This window comes from Stenotrophomonas sp. YJH_SMC_21 (assembly GCF_059369555.1).
In genome coordinates this window covers 1-24202 of the sequence record NZ_JCAFSU010000026.1, presented here as the reverse complement: position 1 = coordinate 24202, position 24202 = coordinate 1, and the positions used below count along the sequence as shown (strand labels likewise).

The 24202-nt window shown below is 67.3% G+C and carries 18 protein-coding genes and 1 riboswitch; of the genes, 9 read left to right on the top strand and 9 right to left on the bottom strand.

What is annotated here, in order from left to right; genetic code table 11:
• Positions 1-25: 25 nt before the first annotated feature.
• The 3 genes from mtgA to AC5P67_RS20010 are packed head-to-tail and all read left to right on the top strand — an operon-like array spanning position 26 to position 2232.
• Entirely contained in the window at positions 26-775 is a 750-nt protein-coding gene (gene mtgA, locus AC5P67_RS20020) for a monofunctional biosynthetic peptidoglycan transglycosylase (RefSeq protein ID WP_005410686.1), read from the top strand.
• 46 nt (positions 776-821) lie between these two features.
• Positions 822-1841: a glycosyltransferase family 2 protein gene (locus tag AC5P67_RS20015; RefSeq protein ID WP_099527429.1), complete on the top strand. Its 1020-nt coding sequence runs from the start codon at positions 822-824 to the stop codon at positions 1839-1841.
• Complete coding sequence (locus AC5P67_RS20010; protein WP_033834030.1) at positions 1801-2232, top strand: CBS domain-containing protein; 432 nt, start codon at positions 1801-1803, stop codon at positions 2230-2232. Before AC5P67_RS20015 ends, AC5P67_RS20010 begins: the two co-directional genes overlap by 41 nt.
• A gap of 176 nt (positions 2233-2408) precedes the next feature.
• On the opposite strand, the gene AC5P67_RS20005 is transcribed toward AC5P67_RS20010, so the two are convergent.
• From AC5P67_RS20005 to AC5P67_RS19990, 4 genes are all read right to left on the bottom strand, one after another.
• Positions 2409-4382, bottom strand: a complete 1974-nt coding sequence (locus AC5P67_RS20005) for an AsmA family protein (RefSeq protein WP_043034504.1) — start codon at positions 4380-4382, stop codon at positions 2409-2411.
• Between the two features lie 83 nt (positions 4383-4465).
• On the bottom strand, positions 4466-5104 hold the full coding sequence (gene trhA / locus AC5P67_RS20000; protein ID WP_005410682.1) for a PAQR family membrane homeostasis protein TrhA: 639 nt from the start codon (positions 5102-5104) through the stop codon (positions 4466-4468).
• 160 nt (positions 5105-5264) lie between these two features.
• Positions 5265-6869 carry a peptide chain release factor 3 gene (locus AC5P67_RS19995; protein WP_005410681.1) on the bottom strand — a complete coding sequence of 535 codons (1605 nt, stop codon included), beginning with the start codon at positions 6867-6869 and terminating at the stop codon, positions 5265-5267.
• A gap of 66 nt (positions 6870-6935) precedes the next feature.
• On the bottom strand, positions 6936-7817 hold the full coding sequence (locus AC5P67_RS19990) for a M23 family metallopeptidase (protein WP_099527715.1): 882 nt from the start codon (positions 7815-7817) through the stop codon (positions 6936-6938).
• A gap of 148 nt (positions 7818-7965) precedes the next feature.
• A riboswitch (SAM riboswitch) is annotated at positions 7966-8084 on the top strand.
• 77 nt (positions 8085-8161) lie between these two features.
• On the opposite strand from AC5P67_RS19990, the gene metX reads away from it, so the two are divergent.
• From metX to AC5P67_RS19975, 3 genes are read left to right on the top strand one after another with little or no spacing between them, the layout of a single operon-like run.
• The gene (gene metX / locus AC5P67_RS19985) at positions 8162-9193 is read left to right on the top strand and encodes a homoserine O-succinyltransferase MetX (RefSeq protein WP_005410679.1); all 1032 of its coding nucleotides are present in this window, start codon (positions 8162-8164) and stop codon (positions 9191-9193) included.
• Positions 9190-10425 (top strand): O-succinylhomoserine (thiol)-lyase, encoded by a 1236-nt coding sequence (locus AC5P67_RS19980; protein ID WP_227843817.1) that lies wholly within the window; start codon positions 9190-9192, stop codon positions 10423-10425. The genes metX and AC5P67_RS19980 overlap by 4 nt, the downstream gene beginning before the upstream one ends.
• Positions 10422-11489 (top strand): homoserine dehydrogenase family protein, encoded by a 1068-nt coding sequence (locus AC5P67_RS19975; RefSeq protein ID WP_049404532.1) that lies wholly within the window; start codon positions 10422-10424, stop codon positions 11487-11489. The genes AC5P67_RS19980 and AC5P67_RS19975 overlap by 4 nt, the downstream gene beginning before the upstream one ends.
• Positions 11490-11594: 105 nt before the next feature.
• Here the strand turns inward: AC5P67_RS19975 and AC5P67_RS19970 are convergent, their stop codons facing one another.
• Together AC5P67_RS19970 and AC5P67_RS19965 are read right to left on the bottom strand one after the other, a co-directional pair.
• Entirely contained in the window at positions 11595-12590 is a 996-nt protein-coding gene (locus AC5P67_RS19970) for an alpha/beta fold hydrolase (protein WP_099484049.1), read from the bottom strand.
• 217 nt (positions 12591-12807) lie between these two features.
• On the bottom strand, positions 12808-14190 hold the full coding sequence (locus AC5P67_RS19965) for an L-serine ammonia-lyase (RefSeq protein ID WP_005410675.1): 1383 nt from the start codon (positions 14188-14190) through the stop codon (positions 12808-12810).
• A gap of 99 nt (positions 14191-14289) precedes the next feature.
• Between AC5P67_RS19965 and AC5P67_RS19960 the strand changes: the two genes are divergently transcribed.
• On the top strand, positions 14290-14520 hold the full coding sequence (locus AC5P67_RS19960) for a glutaredoxin family protein (RefSeq protein ID WP_005414144.1): 231 nt from the start codon (positions 14290-14292) through the stop codon (positions 14518-14520).
• Between the two features lie 71 nt (positions 14521-14591).
• On the opposite strand, the gene AC5P67_RS19955 is transcribed toward AC5P67_RS19960, so the two are convergent.
• The 3 genes from AC5P67_RS19955 to AC5P67_RS19945 are packed head-to-tail and all read right to left on the bottom strand — an operon-like array spanning position 14592 to position 16383.
• On the bottom strand, positions 14592-15164 hold the full coding sequence (locus tag AC5P67_RS19955) for a YceI family protein (protein ID WP_005414145.1): 573 nt from the start codon (positions 15162-15164) through the stop codon (positions 14592-14594).
• A gap of 3 nt (positions 15165-15167) precedes the next feature.
• The gene (locus AC5P67_RS19950) at positions 15168-15740 is read right to left on the bottom strand and encodes a cytochrome b (protein ID WP_005410672.1); all 573 of its coding nucleotides are present in this window, start codon (positions 15738-15740) and stop codon (positions 15168-15170) included.
• Between the two features lie 10 nt (positions 15741-15750).
• Positions 15751-16383 (bottom strand): YceI family protein, encoded by a 633-nt coding sequence (locus AC5P67_RS19945; protein ID WP_043034508.1) that lies wholly within the window; start codon positions 16381-16383, stop codon positions 15751-15753.
• 164 nt (positions 16384-16547) lie between these two features.
• Between AC5P67_RS19945 and AC5P67_RS19940 the strand changes: the two genes are divergently transcribed.
• Both AC5P67_RS19940 and AC5P67_RS19935 read left to right on the top strand, forming a co-directional pair.
• Positions 16548-20090 carry a sensor histidine kinase gene (locus tag AC5P67_RS19940; protein WP_088611228.1) on the top strand — a complete coding sequence of 1181 codons (3543 nt, stop codon included), beginning with the start codon at positions 16548-16550 and terminating at the stop codon, positions 20088-20090.
• 94 nt (positions 20091-20184) lie between these two features.
• Complete coding sequence (locus AC5P67_RS19935; RefSeq protein WP_099474504.1) at positions 20185-23712, top strand: hybrid sensor histidine kinase/response regulator; 3528 nt, start codon at positions 20185-20187, stop codon at positions 23710-23712.
• Positions 23713-24202: the final 490 nt, after the last annotated feature.

Here is a 24202-nt window from a genome sequence, read left to right as displayed (position 1 = left end):
CAGATAGAAGAAGGATGCACCAGTAATGGGGGCAGGGGGAGAGCAGCACAAGGTGGAAGCTGTCGTAGAAGGCCCACGCCGCAGGCGCTGGCGCTGGAAACGGCTGCTGTGGCTGCCGGTGCTGCTGGCTGCTTTCAGCTGCCTGCAGGTCCTGGTGCTGCGGTTCATCGACCCGCCCGTGTCCATGGTGATGCTGTGGCGCTATGGCGAGGCGCTGGGCGAGGCCGATTGGTCCTATCGCCTGCATTACCAGTGGCGCGACCTTGACCAGATGGCGCCGAGCCTGCCGATTTCGCTGGTGGCCGCCGAGGACCAGCGTTTCCCCGACCACAACGGCTTCGACCTGCAGGCCATCGAGAAGGCCCGCGACCACAATGCCAAGGGCGGGCGACTGCGTGGCGCCAGCACGATCAGCCAGCAGGTGGCCAAGAACCTGTTCCTCTGGCAGGGCCGCAGCTGGATCCGCAAGGGGCTGGAGGTCTGGTACACCGTGCTGATCGAAGCGCTGTGGCCAAAGGAGCGCATCCTGGAGATGTACGCCAACATCGCCGAGTTCGGTGATGGCGTGTACGGAGCTCAGGCGGCGGCGCAGAAGTTCTGGGGCAAGGACGCGGCCAGGTTGAGCCCGGCCGATAGCGCGCGGTTGGCGGCGGTGCTGCCGGCACCGCGGCGCTACAACGCCGCAAAGCCAGGGCCGTACGTGCAGCGGCGCGCCGCCTGGATCCAGCGCCAGGCACGGCAGCTGGGCGGGGCCGCGTACCTTTCGGAAGAGTGAGCGCGCGCCGCCTGATCTACGGCCGGCGGCAACGTACAATCCGGGCATGACCCGCGAACGGCTCACTTTCGTCATCGCCGCCTACAACGAGGCCCTGGCACTGCCGTTGCTGCATCCGCGGTTGTGCGCGGTGCTCGACGCGCTGCCCGACATCGACGGCCACGTCCTGTACGTGGACGACGGCAGCCATGACGGGACCTGGGAGGTGATCGCCCGCCTGGCCCAATCCGACGCGCGGGTCTCCGCGCTGAAGCTGTCGCGCAATTTCGGCAAGGAAGCCGCACTGACCGCTGGCCTGGACCTGGTACGCGAAGGGGCGGCGATGATCCTGGATGCCGATGGCCAGGACCCGCCGGAGCTTGTGCCGCAGTTCGTCGCGCGCTGGCGCGAGGGCCATGACAACGTCTATGGCACGCGCCTGGCGCGCGATGGCGAGGCCTGGATCAAGCGTGCCACGGCGGCGATCTTCTACCGCGTGATGGGGCGCCTTTCGCGTACGCCGATCCCGGCCGATACCGGGGATTTCCGCCTGCTGTCACCACGCGCGCTGAGTGCGCTGCGCGAGATGCGTGAGCGCCATCGTTTCATGAAGGGGCTTTTCAGCTGGGTGGGTTTCAAGCGCGTGGCGGTGCCCTACCACCGCCACGCACGCGTGGCCGGCACCAGCAAGTTCAGCCTGTGGCGGCTGTGGAACTTCGCCCTGGAAGGCATCACCGGGTTCTCGACCGTGCCCCTGCGCGCGGCGACCTACCTGGGGCTGGCAACCGCGGCGGTGGCCTTCGTGTTCGGCATGTGGGTGATCGTCAAGGCCGCGCTGTACGGCGACCGGGTGGCGGGCTGGCCGACGATGATGGCGGTGATCCTGTTCCTGGGCGGGGTGCAGTTGATCGCGCTGGGCCTGATCGGTGAGTACCTGGGGCGCCTGTACGAAGAGTCCAAGCAGCGGCCGTTGTACCTGGTTGACGCGTGGCTAGCATCCGCCGTGGCAGACTCGGCCCTGCAACCCACCCTCGGAGGGCAGGCAGATGACCACGGTACGGCAACTGTTGGACGGCAAGTCTCCTGAAGTACATGCGGTCGCGCCGGATGCGGCGGTGATCGATGCGATCCGGTTGATGGCGGAAAAGGGCATTGGCGCGGTCCTGGTGATGGACGGGCCGCGGTTGGTCGGGATCCTTTCGGAGCGCGATTACGCGCGCAAGATCGTGTTGCGTGATCGTTCTTCGCGCGATACGGCGGTGGCCGAGATCATGACGACGCAGGTGGTGACGGTGTCGCCGGGCGAACAGGTGGAGCATTGCCTGCAGCTGGTGACCGACTACCGCATCCGCCACCTGCCGGTGGTGGAGGGCGTGCAGGTGCTGGGGGTGATTTCCATTGGCGACCTGGTGAAGTCGGTGATCGATGCGCAGCGGCGCGAGCTGGATCAGCTGCAGCAGTACATCGTCGCCGGGTGAGGGTGTCGCTGGCGGGCCTGCGGCCCGCCGGCCCGCTTTTCGAAGCTCAAAGCCAGGGCCAAAGCCAAAGCAGCGCCTTCCTGATGCGGGGGGAGGCTGAGGGCATGGGCGTGTCCTGCCTGGGTCACCCGTCCCCCTCAAACCACGATCAATCCAGGCGCCACGAACGAACGCTCCTACTTCGCATACTGCCCACCGCAGTTGGCATCCTTGCCCGGCCCCAGTTCAATCGTAGCCAGCAGCGCTGCCGGCGGGGCAATGCTGCCCAGCGCCAGGGCCACGGCGCCGCGAATACCCAACGCCTTGAAGTCAGGGCGGAACGACGGGTCCTTGAACGTGCCGCTGATATGCAACGGTGACCGCAGTACCAGGATGCTCTTGTCCTTCGGGCGCGGTTTCAGCAGCAGGTCCAGGGTCTCGTCGCGCAGGCTGACCGTGCCTTCGCCGATGAGGATGGTATCGGTGGTGTCCACCGCCAGTGCCTGGCTGGTCATCAGACCGTCCTGCACACCGAAGTCGGCGAAGGCGCAGCGCAGCGGAATCTGCTTGTCACCGGTCACCAGGAACTTCAGTGATTCGGTGATATCCAGCCCGGCCAGTTCCATCACCAGGTTGCCGACATGGCCACGGCCCATCGCCAGCCCGACCTTGCCGCTGCTGCTGCCGAGCATGGCGGCGATCGAGTTGCCGCGCCCGCTCAGGTCCACTTCGCCGCCGATGCCGCCCTTGGCCTGCTCGGCCAGCTTCGCATCCGGGAAAAGCTGGCCCAGCTGCACGCCGCGTACGCTGGCCCTCAACGCAGTGCGAATCTGCGCCTGGCGTGCATCCATGCGGATCGTGCTGCGGATATCGCCGCCGGCCACGCCGAAGTTCAGCGGGTCCAGCCGCAGCACGCCGTCATCCAGCAGCAGGTGCGCGTCCATGTCGTCCAGTGGCAACGAGGGCGCGTTGATGCGGTGGGCCTTCCAGCGCACGTCGGCATCCATCGCACGCAGTTTGCCCAGATTGTAGGGCGTGTCGGGCAATACCCGGCGGCTGGCGGCGACACGGGCGGCCTGTGCCTTTTGTTCCGCATTCGCGGTTTCGCCGCCGCCGGTCTTCGGTGGCGCTCCCACGAAGCCGGCCAGGTCATCGAAGTCCAGGCGCCTGGATTCCAGTGTCGCGGTCAGCCGTGGACGGTCGCGTCCCACCTCGAACTGCAGGTTGCCAGCGAGGTCGCTGTCACCGACCTTGCCGGTGAAGCTGTCGTAGCGCCAGACGTTGTGGTCGCGCTTCAGCCGTCCGTCCAAGGCGTAGGGCGGTGAGGGCGGGATGGCAATGCCGAGCAGCGGGTACAGGTCTGACAGGTCCTGCCCGCTGAGTGCGAACTGCAGGTCGAACACCCGCAGCTGGAACGGATTGGTCAGCGTGCCACTGGCCACCGCGTGGGTAGCGCCGGCGCGACCGTCGAGGTGGATGCGGAACGGGTGGTCGCTGTCGGTCAGTTCCAGCGGTGATTCGGTTCCACCGCGCAGGGTGAACGGGTTGCCCTGCCAGTGGCCTTTGCCCTGCACCAGCAGCGGCGGCGAGGCATCGGCCTGTTTCGGCTGACCGCTGCGCACGCCCACGCGGATGTCGGTGCGGCCCAGTGCATCGATGAACTGCAGCCGACCATCGTCGATGCGCAGGCGTTTGAGCTGCGGGCTTGTGCCGCCGGCGCTCTCACCGAGGAAGTCCCAGTTGCCCGGCTCGCCCTTGCGCGGGGCGGTTTCCAGCAGCACGTCCGGCCGGGTCAGGCGCACCTCGGGCAGCTGCACGCTGCCGCGCAGCAGGGGCCAGACCCGCACGTCGATCTCGACGCGGTCTGCGCTGGCCATCTCAGGTTGTTTCGCCCAGCTGGCATTGGCGAAGGTGATCGCATCGGCGCGGATCGTGCTGGTGCGGCCGAGGTCGACATCAAGGTTCCCGATGTGCAGCACTCGGCCGGTGCGTGCCTGCACCGCGCGCTCCACCGGTCCCTTGAACCAGTTCCAGTCCCACAACGCGAGCAGTACCAGGATCGCCGCCAGCAGGAAAACCAGGATCGTGAGCCAGCGCCGGCCTCGTGGGCCGGGGCGGCGGAGGCGCCAGCGGGGCGTGCGCCTTGCGGCAGGGGAGGCGGCAGCATTCACGCTGCCATGGTTGCCCTCTGTTCGTGGACAGGGCGCGAAGCGACCATGTGCATGGCGTGCACACGCCGCCCTCGAGCGGCCGTTTACAGCACCTGCATGGTGACCGCGACGAAGTGGCAGACGCTGCCGCCGATCACGAACAGGTGCCAGATGGCATGCGAGTACGGGATCGATTCACGGTGGTAGAAGTAGGTCCCCAGCGTATACGACAGGCCGCCGGCGAACAGCCAGGTGAGGGTGCCGCCATCGATCGAGGCCCACATCGGCTTGATCGCCACGACCACCAGCCAGCCCATGGCGATGTAGATCACCGTTGAGAGCACCTTGAAACGGCCGGTGTAGAACAGCTTGAACACCACGCCGCCCAGCGCCAGCGCCCAGATCGCGGTGAACAGGCCCCAGCCCCACGGACCGCGCAGGCCGATCAGCGTGAACGGGGTATAGGTGCCCGCGATCAGCACATAGATCGCGCAGTGGTCGAACACCTTCAACCGGCCCTTGGCGACCGGATGCTGGATGGCGTGGTACAGCGTGGAGGCGGTGTACAGCAGCAACAGCGCGATACCGAACACGATCGCGCTGGCCAGCTGCCAGCCGTCGCCGTAGATCGCAGCCAGGGTGATCAACACCGCGCTGGCGGCCAGGGCGAATACCGCGCCCAGGCCATGGGTCAGGGCGCTGGCGATTTCTTCACGGATCGAAGCAATGGACGTCGTGGACATGGCGTAGGCATTGTTCGCGGGGAGGGGGACCCGCACCCCCTTATCATCGCCGCGATGGGCGATGCGTGCACGCCTGTCACCGTATGGTGGGTGAATGCCTGCCTTGCGTTGGCTGGGGTCAGAGCCCTTTCCTGCCGGAAAGGGATCCGACCCCGTGGCATCAGCCTACCGAAACGGTATGGGCCGCTTCGCGGGTGGCCGAGAAACGCACGTCCGGCGAGCGTTCCTGCGCCAGCTGCAGGTTGACCCGGGTCGGTGCCAGGTAGACCAGGTGGCCGGCTGCATCCAGTGCCAGGTTCAGCGCATTCTTCTCGCGGAACTCTTCCAGCTTCTTCTCGTTGCTGCAGTGGACCCAACGCGCGGTGGTCACGCTGACCGGCTCGAAGGTGGCTTCCACGCCATACTCGTCCTTCAGGCGATAGGCCGCCACGTCGAACTGCAGCACACCCACCGCACCCAGGATCAGGTCGTTGCTGGTGAGAGGGCGGAAGAACTGGGTCGCGCCTTCTTCGGACAGCTGGGCCAGTCCCTTCTGCAGCTGCTTGAGCTTGAGCGGATCGCGCAGGCGCGCGCGGCGGAACAGTTCCGGGGCGAAGTTGGGGATGCCGGTGAAGGTGACCGCTTCGCCTTCGGTGAAGGTATCGCCGATGGAAATGGTGCCGTGGTTGTGGATGCCGATCACGTCGCCCGGCCACGCCTCGGCCGCGATCTCGCGGTCGCTGGCCATGAAGGTCAATGCGTTGGCCAGCTTCATTTCCTTGCCGGTGCGCACGTGGAAGGTCTTCATGCCGGCGCTGAAACGGCCGGAGCAGACGCGCATGAAGGCCACGCGGTCACGGTGCTGCGGATCCATGTTGGCCTGGATCTTGAACACGAAACCGGTCAGCTTGTTTTCTTCCGGGGCGATCTCGCGGCCGGTCGTGGAGCGTGCCTGCGGCGACGGCGCATGCTCGACGAAGAAGTCCAGCAGCGGCTGCACGCCGAAGTTGTTCACGCCCGAGCCGAAGAACACCGGGGTCTGCTTGCCGGCGCGGTAGGCCTCCAGGTCGAACGGGTGGCTGGCACCCTGCACCAGTTCCAGTTCGTCGCGCAGGTCGGCCAGCATCTGTGCACCGATCTTCTCGGCCAGGCCGGGGGCGTCGATGGACGGGAAGATGGTCGAGTCCTGGCGGGTGAAGTTGCGGCCCGGCTCGTACAGGTGCACTTCGCCGGTCAGCAGGTGGACCACGCCCTTCAGGCGCTGGCCCATGCCGATCGGCCAGGTCACCGGCGCGCACTGGATGCCCAGCACGGTTTCCACTTCATCCAGCAGCTCGATCGGGTCCTTGCCCTCGCGGTCGAGCTTGTTGATGAAGGTCATGATCGGGGTATCGCGCAGGCGGCACACTTCCATCAGCTTGATGGTGCGCTCTTCCACGCCCTTGGCCACGTCGATCACCATCAGCGCCGAGTCCACCGCAGTCAGCACGCGGTAGGTGTCCTCGCCGAAGTCGGCGTGGCCGGGGGTGTCGAGCAGGTTGACGATCTTGTCTTCGTACGGGAACTGCATCACCGAAGAGGTGACGGAGATGCCGCGTTCCTTTTCCAACGCCATCCAGTCGGAGGTGGCGTGGCGGGCGGCCTTGCGGCCCTTGACCGAACCGGCCATCTGGATCGCGCCTCCGAACAGCAGCAGCTTTTCGGTCAGCGTGGTCTTGCCGGCGTCAGGGTGGGAAATGATGGCGAAGGTGCGGCGACGCGACGCTTCGTTGGCGACTTCGGACATGGCAGTGGCGCCCGCCCGGGGCGCTTTTCAAAGAGATAAGCGCCCGATTATACCGACCGGGGCCGTTCAGCGCCCGATGCCGCCCTCGGCCTCGCCCTGGCGGGCGAACTGCAGCTGGCCCTGCTCGGCGAAGATGCGTGCCGGCACCGAACGCAGGCCCATGCCGCGGTTGACCTGTACCACGAAGTGCAGGTGCGGTGCGCTGCTGAAGCCGCTGTTGCCGGACAGGCCGATGGGCTGCCCGGCGCCCACCGCCTGGCCGCGACGCACGCGCATGCCGCCGGCCTGCAGGTGGCCGTACAGGGCCATGCTGCCGTCGCTGTGCAGCACGCGGATGAAGTTGGCGCGGGCACCATCATGTTCGCGGTCCTGGCCGTTGCCTCGGAAGCCATCCTGGATCTGCATCACCGTGCCCTCGCGCGCGGCCAGCACCAGTGTGCCCTCCGGCAGTGCGAAGTCGACCGCGTCGCGGTTTTCCTCGTCGTCGTGGCTGAACCGGCCCTGCGGCGCCTGGTCCACGCGCGGGCGTGCATCATCGAAGGGCAGGCGGTAGGCCACATCCTCGGCTTGTGCGGCGGGGTTGCCTGGTACCGACTGCAGGCGCAGGTCCAGCATCCGGCCGTTGACCGGCGCGGGGAGGTGGCCGACGACCAGGCTGCTGTCGCCCTGTATCAGTGACTGCACCGGCAAGCCGTCGACCGGGTGTCCAGGGGCGGCGCGCAGTTCGATCTGCAACGGCCCGGCCAGGGTGTTGTCGATCCGGGCCTGCCACTGTTCGCCGATCGACTGCAGGCGCAGCTGGGCCATCGGAAGGGGGGCCTTTGCGTCGGCGCTGGCGGGGGCAGGCGCCTTCGGCAGCATCCCCCAGCCCTGGCGCCAGTCGCTGGCGCCGGCAGAGGCGCTGGCCAGCAGCGGCAGGAGCAGGCAGGTCAAGGGCAGGCGTGGCATCAGCGGATTCAGGAAAACGGACCGTCCGGACTGTACCCGATCCTGAACGGAGCGACCGCGACGCCTCTCGCATACCTGTCGCGAAAATATTCATCGCTTTATCCGCATGAAGGGATTGACAGCACCCGGAAGCGCTGGCATCGTGGCCTCACCATCGAGACCGGCAGAGGGACAGGCCCTTTGAAGCCGGGGCAGCCCGCGGATGCGAAAGCGTTCGCGTAGGTGCCAAATCCTGCGGGGACCGTGGCGTCCACCGAAAGATGGTTCGATCCATGCACCGCACGTGCATCTCGAACGCGAGCCCCGCGAAGGCTCGATGGCCGATTCCCCAACCGGATCCCGCCATGAGCTTCGCTGCCAGTACCGCCGTTCGCCCCGAACCCTTTGTCCCCGTCAGCGTGCCGGTCGAAGACCGCGTGCATGCCGAGCGCGGTGAGTTCGCCGCGGTGCTGTCGATGCGTCACGCTGGCCCCAGCCCGGTGCGCCTGCGCTATGAGTGGGTCGGCCCGGCCAATGCGCCGGTGGTGGTGCTGGCCGGCGGCATTTCCGCCCATCGCCATGTGGCGTCCAACGCACAGTTCAGCGAGAAGGGCTGGGCCGAAGACCTGGTCGGCAGTGGTCGCACGCTGGATCCGCAGCAGTTGCGCGTACTGGCGTTCGACTTCATCGGGGCCGACGGCGCGTTGGACGTGCCGATCGATACCGCTGACCAGGCCGATGCGCTGGCACTGCTGCTGGATCATCTGGGTATCCGCACGCTGAAGGCCTTCGTCGGCTACTCGTATGGCGCGCTGGTCGGCCAGCAGTTCGCGATCCGTCATCGAGCCCGGGTGCGCCAGCTGGTGCTGGCCAGCGGCGCGCATCGTCCGCACCCGTATGCCGCGGCCTGGCGCGCACTGCAGCGCCGCGCCGTCGCCCTCGGCCAACTGCAGTGCGGCGAAGACCACGGCCTGGCGCTGGCCCGGCAGTTCGCCATGCTCAGCTACCGCACCCCGGAAGAGTTCGGCGAGCGCTTCGACGCCGCGCCGGAAGTGATCAACGGCCGCGTGCGGGTCGCCGCCGAGGACTATCTCGACGCCGCCGGCGCGCAGTACGTCGCGCGCACGCCGGTGACCGCCTACCTGCGCCTGTCCGAATCGATCGACCTGCACCGCGTGGACCCCGCGGCCATCCTGCCGCCGACCGTGGTGGTCGCGGTGGAGGGTGACCGCCTGGTGCCGCTGGCCGACCTGGTCGGCCTGGTCGAGGGGCTGGGGCCGCGCGGAAGCCTGCGCGTGCTGCGCTCGCCCTATGGCCACGACGCCTTCCTCAAAGAAACCGATCGCATCGACGCGATCCTCGCCACCGCCTTCCGCACCTCTGGAGAGTCCGCATGAGCCTGCACGCCAACGAGCCGTCCTGTAGCCGCACCACTGCCGCCGTCCGTGCCGGCATCGATCGGGACACCGCGCATGGCGCGGTCACGCCGCCGATCGTGCTGTCGTCGAACTTCAGTTTTGAAGGCTTCGGCAACAAGCGCCAGTACGACTACACGCGCAGTGGCAACCCAACCCGCGACCTGTTGGGTGAAGCGCTGGCCGAGCTGGAAGGCGGTGCGGGCGGCGTGATCACCGCCACCGGCATGGGCGCGATCAACCTGGTGCTGAACGCGCTGCTTCAGCCGGGCGATACCCTGGTCGTGCCGCACGACGCGTACGGTGGCAGCTGGCGGCTGTTCAATGCGCTGGCGAAGAAGGGCCATTTCGAACTGGTCACCGCCGACCTGACCGATCCGCGCGCGCTGTCGCAGGCGCTGGCCACCCAGCCGAAGCTGGTGCTGGTGGAAACGCCGTCCAATCCGCTGCTGCGCATCACCGACCTGCGCTTCGTCATCGATGCCGCGCACAAGGCAGGTGCTCTGGTTGTGGTCGACAACACCTTCCTGTCGCCGGCCCTGCAGCAACCACTGTCGTTCGGTGCGGATCTGGTGCTGCATTCCACCACCAAGTACATCAACGGCCACAGCGACGTGGTGGGTGGTGCGGTCGTCGCGCGCGATCCGGCACTGCATGAGCAGCTGGTGTGGTGGGGCAACGCGCTGGGCCTGACGGGTTCGCCGTTCGATGCCTTCCTGACCCTGCGCGGCCTGCGCACGCTGGACGCGCGCCTGCGCGTGCATCAGGAGAACACCACGTCGATCGTTGCGCTGCTGGACCAGCATCCGGCGGTCGGCCGCGTCTATTATCCGGGTCTGGCCGATCACCCGGGCCACTCCATCGCTGCTCGCCAGCAGAGTGGCTTTGGCGCGATGCTGTCGTTCGAACTGGCGCACTGCGCGGGTGATGATCCGTACGCGGCGGTGCGCGCGTTCGTCGATGGCCTGCGCTGTTTCACCCTGGCCGAATCGCTGGGCGGCGTCGAAAGCCTGATCGCGCACCCCGCCACCATGACCCATGCGGCGATGACCGCCGAAGCGCGTGCTGCGGCCGGCATCAGCGAAGGCCTGCTGCGCCTGTCGGTTGGTATCGAGGCCGAGCTTGACCTGTTGGCCGATCTCGGCGCCGCGCTGCAGCGTGCCGAAGCGGTGATTGATGCGGCTGCGCGCCGCAAACAGGTGGTGGATGCATGAGCGCGCTCGCCGCAGAAATTCCTGCTCTGGGCGTGGGACGCCTGGCGCTGCTGGGCACCGGCACGGTCGGCTCGGCCTTCGTACAGCGTTACCAGGCATTGCGGGCGCGTGGGCTGGAACTGCCCAGCGTGCAGTGGCTGGCCAATTCACGCACTGCGCTGGAGATCGATCGTGACCTGGCCTTGCCGCTGGAACTGGCACGGCGTGCACCGCGCGATGGCCAGAGTTCGCCACCGTGGGCGAGTGCGGAAGGACTGGAGCGTGGCGACGTGGTGGTCGACGCCACCGCCAGCGAAGACGTGGCCGCGCGCCACGTGCAGTGGCTGGCGCGGGGCGTGCATGTGGTGACCGCCAACAAGCTGGGGCGTGGTGCGCAGCTGGCCCGCGCGCAGGCCATTGCGGAAAGCTGTGCCGACAGTGGCGCACGCTATGGCGACAGCGCGACGGTGGGCGCGGGCCTGCCGCTGTTGAGCAGCCTGCGTGCACTGGTGGCCGGTGGCGATCACATCCATGCCATCGAAGGCGTGCTGTCCGGTTCGCTGGCGTGGCTGTTCCATCGCTATGACGGCCAGTCGCCGTTCTCGGCGGCGGTGCGCGAGGCGCTGGCTGCCGGCTACACCGAGCCCGATCCGCGCCTGGACCTTTCCGGTGAAGACGTGCGTCGCAAGCTGCTGATCCTCGCTCGCAGCAGCGGGTTGGCGCTGGATGCGTCGCAGGTAGAGGTGGATTCACTGGTGCCTGAAGCGCTGGCAGCGCTGCCGCTGGAGGATGCGGTGGCGGCGCTCGAGCAGCTGGATGCGCCGTTGCAGGCGCGCTGGCAGCAGGCGCATGACAATGGCCGCGTGCTGCGTTTCGTTGGCCGTGTTGATGGCGAGGGTGCGCAGGTGGGCCTGCGTGAGTTGCCTGCCGATCACCCGTTGGCGCAGGGCGCGGGCACCGACAATCGGGTGGCCATCCACAGCGATCGCTATCACCGCCAGCCGTTGTTGATCCAGGGCCCGGGCGCGGGCGCGGAAGTCACCGCCGCCGCGCTGCTGGATGACGTGTTGCGGATCGTCGGCTGATCGCACTGCTTCTGTAGAGCCGAGCCCATGCTCGGCTGCTACTGGCGAGATCCCTCTTGCTGGATAAGCCGAGCATGGCTCGACTCTACAGGGGAGGGCTGCCGTTCAATGCGCCTTCAATGCCTTCAGCAACGCCGCGTTGAACTGCTTCGGGTCCTGCACCTGCGGCGAATGGCCCAGTTCGGCGAACTCGATCAGCGTCGCGCCGGGAATCGCCGCGGCTGCCGCCTTCCCGAGCACCGGATAGTTGCCCAGCGTCGCCTTCACCGCTGGTGGCGCCAAGTCGCGACCGATCGCGGTGCGGTCCTTCTGGCCGATGAACAGCGTGGTCGGCACCTGAACATTCTTGAGTTCGTAGACCACCGGCTGGTTGAACACCATGTCCGAGGCCAGTGCCTGGCTCCATGCAACGGCCTGCTTGCCGGGCCCTTCGTACATGCCCGACTGCATCCGTGCCCACGGTTCATACGCCGGCTTCCATTTTCCGTCGTAGTACACGTCCAGCTGGTAGCGGCGGATGCTGTCATAGCTGATGTTCATTTCGCCGGCGAACCACGCGTCCACGCTGCGCCAGGGAACACCCAGCGCCTTCCAGTCTTCCAGCCCGATCGGGTTGACCAGTGACAGGCTGCGCAGGTCCTGCGGGAACATCAGCGCATAGCGCACCGCCAGCATGCCGCCCATCGAATGACCGACCAGGTGCACCGGGACATCACCCAGTTGCAGCTGTTGCAGCAGGGCATGGGTGTTGGCGGCCAGCTGCGCGAACGAATACTGGTAACGCTCGGGCTTGCTGGATTTGCAGAAGCCCACCTGGTCCGGGGCGATCACCCGATAGCCGGCGGCAACCAGTGGCTTGATCGATTCCTTCCAGGTGGCGGCACAGAAGTTCTTGCCGTGCAGCAGCACCACCACGCCGATGGGTGCCTTCTTCGGCGCTATGTCGAGGTAGGCCATTTCCAGCGGCTGCCGCTGCGATTCCAGCGCGAAGGTCTTCACCGGATAGCCGTAGTCGAAACCCTCCAGCCGCGGCCCGTAAGTGGGCGCGGCCAGCGCAGGCAGTGGAAGGCAGGCAAGCAGGGCGGCAGCGATCACGCGCATGGGGCAGTCCGGGGCGAGGGAGCCCCGAGCCTAACCGGAACGCAGTGACGGTGTCGTCCGACCGGGCAAGGGCGACGAGGTAGAGTCGACTGGGTAGAGTCGACGGTTAGTCGACTACCTTCCCCACAACGAGCGAAAATCCCGCGCCGCGCGCGATAGTCGACCAACGGTCGACTCTACCTGTGGCCCGGCGCCATCGCGCCGGGACCGGTCGACCTCAACACTCGATGACGTTCACCGCCAGGCCACCGCGGCTGGTTTCCTTGTACTTGTCCTGCATGTCGCGGCCGGTATCGCGCATGGTCTTGATCACCTTGTCCAGCGACACTTTGTGCTTGCCGTCGCCACGCATCGCCATACGCGAGGCGTTGATCGCCTTCACCGCGCCCATCGCATTGCGCTCGATGCAGGGGATCTGCACCAGCCCGCCGATCGGATCACAGGTCAGGCCGAGGTTGTGTTCCATGCCGATTTCCGCGGCATTCTCGATCTGGCTCGGGTTGCCACCCAGCGCTGCGACCAGGCCACCGGCCGCCATCGAGCAGGCCACGCCCACTTCGCCCTGGCAGCCCACTTCGGCGCCGGAGATCGAGGCGTTTTCCTTGTACAGGATGCCGATCGCTGCCGAGGTCAGCAGGAAGTCGAATACGCGCTGTTCGTTGGCGCCGGGGCAGAAACGGTCGAAGTAATGCAGCACCGCCGGCAGCACGCCGGCAGCGCCGTTGGTCGGCGCAGTCACCACACGACCACCGGCGGCGTTCTCTTCGTTCACCGCCAGCGCGTACAGGTTGACCCAGTCCAGCGTGGTCAGCGGATCGCGCATCGCTGCTTCCGGCTTCGACGACAGCTCGCGGTACAGCGCCGGTGCACGACGGCCGACCTTCAGGCCACCCGGCAGCACGCCTTCCTCGCGGATGCCGCGCGCCACGCACGACTGCATCGCACTCCAGATCTCGCGCAGGTTGGCGCGGATCTCGTCTTCGCTGCGCCAGCACTTCTCGTTCTCGAACATCAGCTGGGCAATGCTCAGGCCGCTGCGCGCGGTCTGCGCCAGCAGCTCGTCGCCGCTCTTGAACGGGTAGGGTAGCGGGGTTTCGTCGGGCACGATGCGGTCATCGGCCGCGTCGTCCTGGTTGACCACGAAGCCGCCACCGACCGAGTAATAGTCGCGGGTGGCGATCACCTCGTCCTCGGCGTTGTACGCGGTGAAACGCATGCCGTTGGTGTGGTACGGCAGCTTCTGGCGCTTGTTCATGCCGAGGTCGCGCTTCTCGTCGAAGGCGATCTCGTGCTGGCCCATCAGCTGGATGCGCTTGCTGCTGCGGATACGCTCCAGGGTGGCCGGGATGATGTCCGGGTCGATCAGGTTCGGCCGCTGGCCTTCCAGGCCCAGCAGGATCGCCTTGTCGGTGCCATGGCCGCGGCCGGTCAGCGCCAGCGAGCCATAGACATCGGCGCGGATGCGCGCGACTTCGTTCAGGCGACCCGGGTCAAGCAGCCAGCGATGGATGAATCGCTCGGCGGCCTTCATCGGCCCGACGGTGTGCGAGGAGCTCGGGCCAATGCCGATCTTGAAAACGTCGAACGTGCTGACAGCCATGGTTGCCGTACTGCGGGTACCGGAGGAGACCGCTATTCTAGCGGTTCATGCCGCACTTCCATGGCTGCGGCGCAGCATTTCGGCAAAGGGAGCAAACCGGTGTTGACCCTGTTCCAGCGCGATGACTGCCACCTGTGCGACATGGCCCTGGCCGAGCTGGCCAAGGCGCGGGCACCGGAGTTCGAATCGGTGTTCCTGGATGACCAGCCTGCGCTGGAAGCGCGCTACGGCGCGCGGGTGCCGGTGCTGCGCGACGAGCGCGGCGACCGTGAGCTGGACTGGCCGTTCGACGCGGCCACGGTCCAGGCCTGGCTGGCCGTCGATCGGTAGTGCCGGCCGTTGGCCGGCAACCCCGCGATGCCCGGTGATGCCGGCCAGCGGCCGGCACTACCAGAGGCGGTTTATTTCGCGTCGAACTTCACGATCGTGCTGATCGCGGTTTCGTCCGGGATGGTCTTGGTGTCGGCCCAGTCGCCGCCGCCGACGCCGAAGTCCAGGCGCTTGACCGTGGCCTTGCCGGTCAGCACCGGCTGGGTGCCCGGCTTCCAGGTGAAGGTGAGGGTGACCGGCTTGCTGACGCCTCGCAGCTCCAGTGTGCCATCGGCGGCGAACTGGTCATTGCCCACCGCGCGGAAGCCCTTGGCGGTGTAGCGTGCGGTGGCGAACTTGCCAACATTGAAGAAGTCGGCGGTCTGCAGGGTCGAGTCACGGTCGCTGTTGCCGCTCTTGGCGCCGGCCAGCGGGATCACCACGTCCAGCGAACCGGCCGCAGGATTGGCCGGGTCGAAACTGAGCTTGGTGGCAAAGCCCGGGAAGCTGCCGGTAAACACTTCGCCGTCGTACTTGGTGGCGAACACCAGGATCGAGCCGGCGCCGGGCGCCTGTGCGTAGTCGGCGGCGAACACCGGGGTGGTGGCCAGCATGCCGGCCAGGGCGGCGGCCACGGCGGCCGGAGTGGTCAGTTTCAGGTTCATCGGTCAGTCCTTCTGAGGGGAGGCGAGCCAGCCGCGCGGCAACATGCGGGACAAGGTCGCATCGCGCTGGAACAGGTGGTGGTAGAAGGCAGCGCCGGCATGGGCCAGCACCACCGCGATCAACAGCCAGAAGCCGTACTCGTGGATGGCATGCGATACCGCGACCACCTGCGGGTCGGGACCGCTCAGCTTGGGCACGTCGACCAGGCCGAACCAGCGGAACGGGCGCAGGCCGCTGGCCGAGTCGTACAGCCAGCCCGACAGCGGGATGGCGAACATCAGCACATACAGCAGCACGTGGGTGGCACTGGCGATGCGTTCCTGCCAGCTGGGCACGCCCGGCACCGGCTTGGGGGCACCGGCATACAGGCGCCAGCCGAGGCGGAAGAGCACGAGCGCCAGCACGGTGATGCCGATCGACTTGTGCGCGGTATAGACCCAGAAATACTTGGGGGTCTTGGGCAGTTCGCCCATGGTCAGGCCGACCACGCCCAGGGCGAGGATCAGCAATGCGATCAACCAATGCAGGATCTGGCTGACACTCCCCCAGGCGGCGGGGGTGTTCTTGGCGGTCATGAAGGGTCCTCTAGGGGGCCGTCTTGGGGTCGGAGTGTGGAACGGGAGCGGGAGTTCCCGGGGCGTCGCTGCGGTCGAGGGTGGCTTCAGCCTCGATCCTCAGCTGTACTGCATCACCGATGACGCCCGGCCAGGCGGTGATGCCGAACGCGCGCCGGCTCAGCGTGGTGCTGGCGGAAAAACCGGCGGTGCGTCGGAACGGGGGGAGGGGGTAGCGCTTGATGGCGTTGAGGGTCACGTCCAGCGTGATCTCCTGGCTGACCCCGCGCAGGGTCAGGGTGCCGATCACGCGGGCGCGCCTGGCATCGATCGGTTCGACCCGGCTGGAGACGAAATGTGCCTTCGGGAAACGCTCGCCATCCAGAAGGCTGCGGGCCAGCGTGGCCTGGTTCCATTTGGCATCGCCAAGGTCCAATCGCGACACGGGGACCTCGACATCCAGTGTGGCCTCGCGCCAGTTGTCGGGATCGAACTGCAGCCGGCCCTCACTGCCGGAGACCGTGCCCATCGCCTGCGAGTAGCCCGCGTGGTCGATGCTGAACAGCACACGCGTGTGCACCGGATCGAGGCGATAGGTATCTGCATCCGCCCAGGCGGGAGCGGTGGCGAGCAGCATCGGCAGCAGGGCCAGGCAGGGACGCATCGATGGCGGGCTCCGGAAGGGGGACGCTGTGATCATACGCACAGGCCCCTGCCAAGGATGCGTGCATGGCTGCAACAGTTCGTGGTGGTCCTGCCCCGGCAACAGGCTGTTGCAGCCATGACCCCGGCCCTGTGTGACAATCGGGACAGGACAGGGGGTTCAGGATGACGAGCAGCTGGCGCCTGTGGTGCCTGGGCATCGCGGCAACGGGGCTGCTGCTGTTGGCGTCTGCCACGGCGGCTGCAGCCCTGGACATGGCAGAAACACCACGCCTGCGGCGCTTCGGTGCCGCCGAAGGCATGCCTTCGCGCATGGTGCTGGCGCTGGCCGAGGACCGCCAGGGCCATGTCTGGGCCGCAACCGATGGCGGTCTGGTGCGCTACGACGGCAGCTCGCTGCGGGTCTGGGAACATGACCCGGAACAGCCCGGTTCGTTGCCCGGCAACGAGATCGAGACCCTGCTGGTCGATCCGCTGGACCGTGTGTGGGTGGGCATCAATGGCAAGGGCGTGGCCCGCCTGGATGCCGACCGCGAGCGGTTCAAGACCTTCGATGCGGTCAATGGTCCGTGCCTGGGCCAGTTCTGGACGCTGGCCTACGCCGGGGATGCGTTGTGGATCGGTACCAGCAGCCAGGGTATCTGCCGGTTCGGGGAGGACGGCAGCCTGCGCTTCTTCAAGCACGACCCGGCCCGTGCCGACGGCCTGCCCAGCAACACCATCTACAGCAGCCTGGTCGATGCGCGGGGGCGCCTGTGGATCGGTACCGAGGCCGGCGTCGCACGCTGGAATGGCCGTGACTTCGAGCCCGTGGCACCGCACGCGCTGGGCGCATTGAGCGTGCTGCGGATGAGCCGCGATCCGGATGGCTCGATCTGGGTCGGCAGCCAGAACGATGGCCTGTACCGCATCGATGCGCAGGACCGGGTCAGTCGTCCGCGCTGGAGCGACAGCGCCGGCCTGCGCTCGGCGCTGGTGCTGGCCGATCGCCAGGGCGGCTACTGGGCGGGCACGTCCGATGGCCTGCTGCGTGGCGACGCGAGTGCGCTATGGCGGCTCGACGGCGACCGCGGCAGTGGTTTCCTCACTGCACAGAGCGGTGTGCTCGATCTGCTGCAGGACCATGAGGGCGGATTGTGGGTCGCCCTGCTGACCCAGGGACTGGCCTACCTCCCGCCGGATTGGCGCCGCTTCTCGATCTGGAACCAGCTCGATGGCAAGCCGCTGGACAGCCAGTACCTGCTGGGTGCGGCCAGTGATGGCCAGAACTACTACGTGGGTTCGGCGCACGGCGTGTATCAGTTGGACGCGCATGGCACGTTGCGCCTGCTGGCCAGCGACCGCGAGATCGGCAGCGGTGCGGTGTGGTCGGTACTGCCGCGGTCGGACGGGCGCCTGTGGCTGGGGCGTGCCGGCCGCATCAGCGTGTATGACCCGGCCACCCGCGCGCTGCACGACTGGCACATCGGTGGAGGCGCCGATCTGCGCCAGCGCATCGACCTGATGCGGCAGGCACCCGATGGCACGGTCTGGCTTTCGGTGATGAACCTGGGCCTGCAGCAGCGCAGTGCGGAGGGCCGGGTGCTGCGCAGCTATCCTCTCGACGATTTCCGCAAGGCGGCCGACTCACCCATCGAGCAGATCCGCTTCGATGCCCATGGCAAGGCATGGGTGATGGGCGACATGGGCATCTGGCGTGAGCAGGCCGGTCGCTTCGAAGCGGTGCCGGGGGTCTCGCGCGGGCTGATCTACGACCTGGTGTGGGTGGATCCGCAGCAGTTGTGGCTGGCCCGCCAGGGCGCGCTGGAGCGCTACCAGTGGGATGGCATGAGCCTGCGCCTGATCCAGCGCATTGATGGAAGCGCCGGTGTGCCGCCGGTCAGCATGGGGGGCCTGGCATTGGCCGACAATGGCCGGGTGTGGGCGACCACGCCGCGCGGCCTGCTGCGCTGGGACCCGAAAGCACGACGCCTGCAGTTGTTCAATGAACGCGATGGCCTGTCCGATGCCGAGTTCACCAGCCGGCCGCCAGCGGTGAATGCCGATGGTCGCGTTCTGGCCGTCGCCCAGACCGGCCTGGTTGCATTCGACGTGAATGCCGACGACGTGGTGCTGCCCGGGTCGTCGCTGGTGATTGCCGAGGTGCGCGTGCGCCGCGACGATGCACGCGGCTGGCAGCCGCTGCCGAACACCGGCACCCTGCTGCTGGGACCGGATGATCGCGACCTGCAGATCGATGCACGGTTGTTGTCTTATGCCAATCCCCAGGGCAACCGCTACCGCTTCCGGGTACGCGGGTATGACCAGAACTGGGTGGAGCAGGGCGGCGACGGCCAGCGCACGCTGTCGCGACTGCCGACCGGCAGCTACGTCATCGAAGTGCAGGCGGCCACCGCCAATGGTGCATGGACGCCTTCGCAGCAGCTGCAGGTGAAGGTGCTGCCACCCTGGTGGCGCAGCGGCATGGCGATCTTCGGCTACATCCTGATCGGTTCGCTGCTGCTGCTCGTCCTGGTCTGGTCGATCCGTGCGCGCCTGCGCCGTCGCCAGCAATGGCAGCTGACCGTGCACAAGCAGGAGCTGGCCGAACAGGCCTCGCAGGCCAAGAGCCGGTTCCTGGCCACGCTGGGGCATGAAGTCCGCACGCCGATGACCGGCGTGCTTGGCATGAGCGAGTTGCTGCTGGCCACACCGCTGGACCCGGTGCAGCGCAGCTATGCCGGCTCCATCCAGCAGGCCGGCAGCCATCTGCTGCGGTTGGTCAACGATGCGCTGGACCTCGCGCGCATCGAAGCCGGTCGACTGGAGCTGGATCTGCGTCCGTTCGACCTGGCCGGACTGCTCGACCAGGTGCAGGCGCTGATGCAGCCCATGGCCAAACAGCGCAAGCTGGATTTCCAGCGTGGCGACGATCCGCCCGGCCCGATCAGCATCAGTGGCGACGAGATGCGCGTGCGGCAGATCCTGCTCAACCTGCTGGGCAATGCCATCAAGTTCACCGAGCGCGGTCATGTCGGCCTGGCCGTGCACCTGGAAGAGAACGGCGGCGGTCTCTGCTTCGAAGTGCACGACAGTGGTCCGGGTATCAATGCCGAGCAGCAGGAGCGGCTGTTCCACCGATTCGAACAGGCGGAGGGGCCGCGCACGGCCTCGCGCTATGGTGGAAGCGGGCTGGGCCTGGCGATCTGCCAGGAGCTGGCCGTGGCGATGGGCGGGCGCATCGAAGTGGACAGCCAGCCAGGCAAGGGCGCGCGTTTCCGGGTGCGGTTGCCGCTGCCCTGGACCCGGCAGGCAGCCGCCACGGGCGAAGCGCCGGCACTGCCGATGCTGCCGCCACTGCGCATCCTGCTGGTGGAGGACGATGCCACCGTGGCCGAGGTCATCGCCGGCCTGCTGCGCAGCCGCGGCCATGAGGTGGTGCATGTGCTGCATGGCCTGGGGGCTTTGTCGGAGATCGCTACCGACGGCTTCGATGTCGGCCTGCTCGATCTCGACCTGCCTGCGCTGGACGGCACTGCGATCGCCCGCCAGCTGCGCACCCTGGGCTACGAACTGCCACTGGTGGCGGTGACCGCCCGCTCCGATGCGTATGCCGAATCGCAGGTGCTCGCTGCCGGTTTCGATGGTTTCCTGCGCAAGCCGGTGACCGGCGACATGCTGGTGGCAGCGATCATCCAGGCTCGCGCCAAACGACAGACCACAACTTGAAAACGTCGACGCCGGGCGTGAACGGCGCGACTTTCGGTTTACCATGCCGACGCCCGCGGCGCGGGAATCATCAGGCAGCGTGAGGAGGCAATCGGTGGTGTATCTGCGGGCGGCAATGCTGCTGCTGATCCTCCTGTGCGGCCTGTCACCCGCTGCCGCGCAGCCGGTGCCACCGAGCCCGCGCCAGGTGACGGTATTCGACGGCCTGCCGTCCAATACCGTCAACCGCATGGCCGAAGACCGCTATGGCTACCTGTGGATCGCCACCAACGACGGCCTGGCCCGTTACGACGGGCGCAACTACCGGATCTGGCGTTCTGAGGATGGCCTGCGCGACAACCGCATCTGGACGGTCCTGGTCGATGCGCGCAACCAGCTCTGGATCGGGACCGAGAACGCGGGCCTGGTACGGATGTCGGCCGACCGCCGCCAGCTGCATTTCTACGACCGCAGCAGCCAGCCGTTGATGGGGACCAACACGGTCTGGAGCCTGGCGACCACGCCGGACGGTGCGATCTGGTTCGGCACCCACGAAGGTGGGCTGTACCGGCTGGACAGCCAGGACCGCCTGCAGCGTTTCCTGCCCGAGGCCAACAATCCCCGCAGCCTGCCTGCCGCCTCGGTGCCGTACCTGGCCACGCTGGCCGATGGCAGCCTGTGGGTCGGCACAAAGCATGGCGTGGCGCGCTGGACCGGCACCGACTTCGAGCGGGTCGGTACGGACGTCATTCCCAGCCTGCTGATCAATGGGTTGACCAGCGAACCCGATGGCAGCCTGTGGATCAGTACGATGGCCGGCGCCACGGTGCGTCGCCCCGACGGGCGTTTTGAATCGCCGCCCTGGAAACTGCCGCCGGGCGAGCAGGTGCTCGGCATGATGCTGCGCGATGAACAGGGCGGGCATTGGTTGGATACCCGTACCGGGCTTGGTCGGGCCGTGGATGGGCAGTACCAGACCGTTCCGCTGTACAGCGCCGTTGCGCGCGGGCCGGTGCGGCCGAACTGGACGGGCGCCTACGAGGACCGCGAAGGCGGCATCTGGTTGGCCAGTACCAATGCCGGCCTGTGGCATCTGCTGCCGCGCTGGTGGCAGTTCTCGGTGCTGTCGCGATTGGAGGACGACACCGGTTCGCTGCGCAATGCCTTCGTGCTCGGCACCAGCCCTTCCAGCAATGGCGGCATCTGGACGGTCGGCAGCCACGGCGCGCTGGACCGGTTCGATCCCAGGACCGGCAAGATCGAGCAGCACCGCACCTGGGTCAATGGCATGTACTGGCTGTCCTCGGTACGCGAGGATCGCCGTGGCCAGGTCTGGATCGGCTCGACCGATGCGTTGCTGCGCTATGACCCGAAGCGACGTGAGCTACGTCGCTGGGGCCGTGATGCCGGGGCCGACGCGACCATGGAAGGGGTCATCGAGTCGATGATGACCTGTGACGGCGACAGTCTATGGTTGATGTTGCCTGCAGGCCTGCAGCAGCGTGATCTCGACGGTCGCCTGCGCCGCCAGCTGGAAAACGGCCAGCGCGGCCTGCAGCAGGGCCAGCTCAACCTGGATGTGGAATGCGGGCCGCAGGACCACATCTGGCTGGCCAGTAGCCGTGGCCTGCTGCAGTGGCTGCCGGAAAGCGAGCGCTTCCAGCCGGTGCCGGGCGCGCCGGCGACGGCGATCCATGCGTTGCACGTGGGCCGCGATGGCCAGGTCTGGCTGTCGGAGGATGGCCGCCTGTCGCGCTACCGCTGGAGCCAGGGGCGGCTTGAACGGCAGGCCGTGGTCGGCGCGGAGCAGGGTTACCCGGCGATCTCCGCTTCCGGGCTGGTGGTCGACGCACAGGGGGTGGCCTGGGCCACCAGTGCGCGCGGCCTGGTCCGGGTTGGCGCCGATGGCCAGAGCGTGCGCCTGTACGGCGTGCACGACGGTCTGCCCAGCCAGGAGTTCCGCGAGCACACGTTGACGATGTCCGGCGATGGCCATCTGGTGGCCGGTACCCCGGCCGGCGTGGTGGTGTTCGACCCGGAACAGGTGCGTCCGTCGGTGCGGCGGGCGCCGTTGGTGATCGAACGGGTCGAAGTCCGCCGCAACGAGCAGGTACTCGACCTGACCCATGACACGCCCTTGCAGATCGCCGATGGTGACCGTGACCTGCGCATCGTCGCGCGACTGTTGTCGTTCGCCGATTCGGCCTCCAACAGCTACCGCTACCGCCTGGCCGGCTACGACCCCGATTGGGTGGAAGTGGGGCCGGCCGGTGAGCGCCTGTTCTCGCGCCTGCCGCCGGGCAGCTACCGCCTGGAGGTACAGGCGCGCTCGGCCGATCATGTCTGGTCCCGGGTGCAGAGCCTGGAATTCCGTGTACAGCCACCGTGGTGGCGCAGCCTGTCCGGGCTGCTGGTGCTGGCCTCGATCGCGCTTCTGCTGACCAGTTGGTTTGCCTGGTTGTATCGCCGTCGCCTGCAGCGGCGCCATGCCTATCAGCTGGCACTGCATAAACAGGAACTGGCCGAACAGGCCTCGGCGGCCAAGACCCGCTTCCTGGCCAATCTCGGCCACGAAATCCGCACGCCGATGACCGGTGTGCTCGGCATGAGCGAACTGCTGCTGGCCTCGCCGCTGGACCCGCAGCAGCGCGGCTACACGCAGTCGATCCGGCACGCCGGCGAACACCTGCTTCACCTGGTCAACGATGCACTGGACCTGGCACGGATCGAATCCGGACGGCTGGAGCTGCAGTCCAAGCCGTTCGCGCTGAGCTGCCTGCTGCAGGACCTGGCCGCGCTGATGGGACCGCTGGCAGCGCAGAAGGGCCTGCGCTTCACCCTCGACAACCAGTTGCCGCCGGGCCTGCAGGCGACCGGCGATGCGATGCGGGTAAGGCAGATCCTGCTCAACCTGCTCTCCAACGCGGTCAAGTTCACCAGCCGCGGAACCATCACCCTGCATGCGCGCAGCGACGGCGAGCTGCGCGCGTTGCATTTCGAAGTGCGCGACACCGGGCCGGGCATCAGCCAGGAACAGCAGCAGCGCCTGTTCCGCCGCTTCGAGCAGGCCGATGGCGCCCGCACCGCGGCGCAGTACGGCGGCAGCGGCCTGGGCCTGGCGATCTGCCGCGAACTGGCGCAGGCGATGCAGGGGCGTATCCAGGTCGAGAGCCAGCTCGGCCGCGGCACGTGTTTTGGCGTGACCCTGCCGTTGCCGCTGGTGGTCGATGCCAATGCAGAGTCCGAGGGCGAAGTGCACCGCGAGGATGCGGCCAACATGCCGCCATTGCGCGTGCTGCTGGTCGAGGATGATGCAACCGTGGCTGATGTGGTGCGCGGGCTGTTGAGTGCGCGCGGCCATGAAGTGGTGCATGCGGGCCATGCGCTGGCGGCACTGCGCGAGATCAGCGCAGGGGATTTCGACGTCGGCCTGCTGGATCTGGACCTGCCGGGCCTGAGCGGCTTCGAGCTGGCCCAGCACCTGCGCAACCAGGGCTACATGCTGCCACTGCTCGCCGTGACGGCACGGACCGATCCGGACCTTCAGCAGCAGGTGGAAGCGGCCGGCATCGGTGGTTTCCTGCGCAAGCCGGTGACCGGTGAGCTGCTGGTGGAAGCGATCGCCAAGGCGATGGGCAGGTAGGGTTTATTGCAGGGCTTGCAGCCCTGCACCTGCAGAGGCTTCAAGCCAAGGCAACAGCAACGGCAAAAGCAGGCATTCCGTGGGTGGTGGGGCGGTGTGGGCTTGCAGGACACGCCGTAAACCCGTCCATGGGGGCTCGATGGCGCCATCCATGGCGCCAACGGTCCTGCAAGCCCACACCGCCCCACCTCTGACAGATTTTCGCGATCGGGTAGATCCACGCCATGCGTGGATGAATCTCTATCGAGATCGAATATGTCGAATTGAGATCGAAAAGCATCCACGCGTGGCGTGGATCTACTGCAGATCGCAGAATTCTGTCGAAGGCGGGGTGGGTCCGGTTGCGGGAGTGTCCGCGGCATGGATGCCGCGGCCAAGCCCCCAGGGTGAAGTGACCCCCGGGAGTTGGACGTCAGATCCAACCCCGAGGGATACATGAACAGATACGACGCACGTTTCAAACTGCAGGTCGCCAAAGAGGCCTGCAAGA